The sequence below is a fragment of the Vibrio sp. YT-17 genome, assembly GCF_033337375.1.
GTDB classification, from domain to species: Bacteria; Pseudomonadota; Gammaproteobacteria; order Enterobacterales; family Vibrionaceae; genus Vibrio; species Vibrio alginolyticus.
In genome coordinates this window covers 1-1,482 of sequence record NZ_JAWOQP010000081.1, presented here as the reverse complement: position 1 = coordinate 1,482, position 1,482 = coordinate 1, and the positions used below count along the sequence as shown (strand labels likewise).

Below are 1,482 nucleotides of genomic sequence, written 5' to 3'. Positions count from 1 at the left end.
AGCCACTCATCGCTTATCTTGAGTGCGTCACCTTGAATCGTGACACTAGGAACTTCAAACTGGTTTTCGTATCCATCACCGCCATCAAGAATATCCACCGTTAAAGAGGCATCATCGTTCAAACCTTCTATTGCCTCTAAGGTAATATCCAATGTTACCGAGGTGGTGTCACCGTCTGAATCTGTTGCATTAACTAACAATGGTATATCCAGGATTTGATCTTTTGACAGATCGAAAGAGCGATATAATTCAAAGGAATACTCTATTTCACTACTCGACTCTAAAGGTAATGTGGATAATAGTTTCGATTGAAAAATATTTACTTCCACCCCACCTTCTAAGATATAGCCAGTAATTGTCGTACCGTCATCAGACAGACGGTAAAGCAACTCACTTTCACTACTCACTAATGTGGGCTGGTTTAATTCGCTAAATCGAAGAGAGTCAACATAATCACTCCCGATATCGAGTTGAAGGCTCCCAGTCTTAAAGATTGTCCCACTTTCTAGATTAATCTCCTCCATTGCAACAACAGTCAAGTTGCTCAACGTAGGATCAACACCATCTTTCAACACGAAATCAATTTCATTCTCTACAAGCGGTGTGGAGTCTAGATCTGTCCCTCCAATGGTCAACGGGAAAGTGACCGTATCACTACTATTGAATTGATCGATAGGATGATCAAGAGTAAGCGAAATTGAAGCTAGTACATCGTTACCCGACTCAATGCCACTCAATGTTAACGTAAATACAGTGACACCATTGGCAAATGCTGTGATTTGCTTTCCACTGGAACTTAACGTGTAGCTAAGCTCATTATCAGAGACTGAGCTTGTAAGCCCTAATGCCTCTAACTTAGTAATGGATGCCCCACCAAAATACAAACTAGTCGGATCAGGGTTATCAGAGCCAGCAATCACATTAACACTGCCTTCGGTGGTTAATAATGCCTCTCCCAGAGGTACTTCTGCTGTGTTTATAGTAGCGCTGCCTACATAACCCGCTTGGCCATCTATAATGTCGATAGTTGCGGTTGCTACACCGTAATCTTTTGAATCATCGGCTGCGAGATAATCAAAAACGAGACTTTGCTCAACCGTGTGATCTAAGTTGCGACTGGCATTCAACTGCCAAGAGCCATCTGAAAATACGGTTAATTCACCCTTCTCTAGACTAAAACTTACTGAGCCACCATCAGGGACAGACTGGATCTCTCCTCCGGCTCTGACATATCGAATGTACAAGTCACCATCAATATCAATGTCATTCTCCAGTACATTGCCAGAAATGACTTGGCCTTCGGTTACACTATATGACTCATTTGCGATCACTGGATCGGCATCAAGGATGGCGATTTCTAGGGGGGCCACAACCGTTTCTTGTGTACCATCAGCATCACTTTGAGTGCTTTCAACCAATACGTTAGTCACCAGCTCATCTTGACCTACACCATGATCAATCGCTTCATAAAAAGTAATTTGA

1 protein-coding gene is annotated in these 1,482 nt (G+C 42.6%); it reads right to left on the bottom strand.

Going from position 1 to position 1,482, the window contains the following annotated elements; all coding sequences use genetic code 11:
- On the bottom strand, positions 1-1,482 hold a 1,482-nt coding region (locus tag R7F67_RS23990), incomplete at both ends, for an Ig-like domain-containing protein (RefSeq protein ID WP_318057433.1).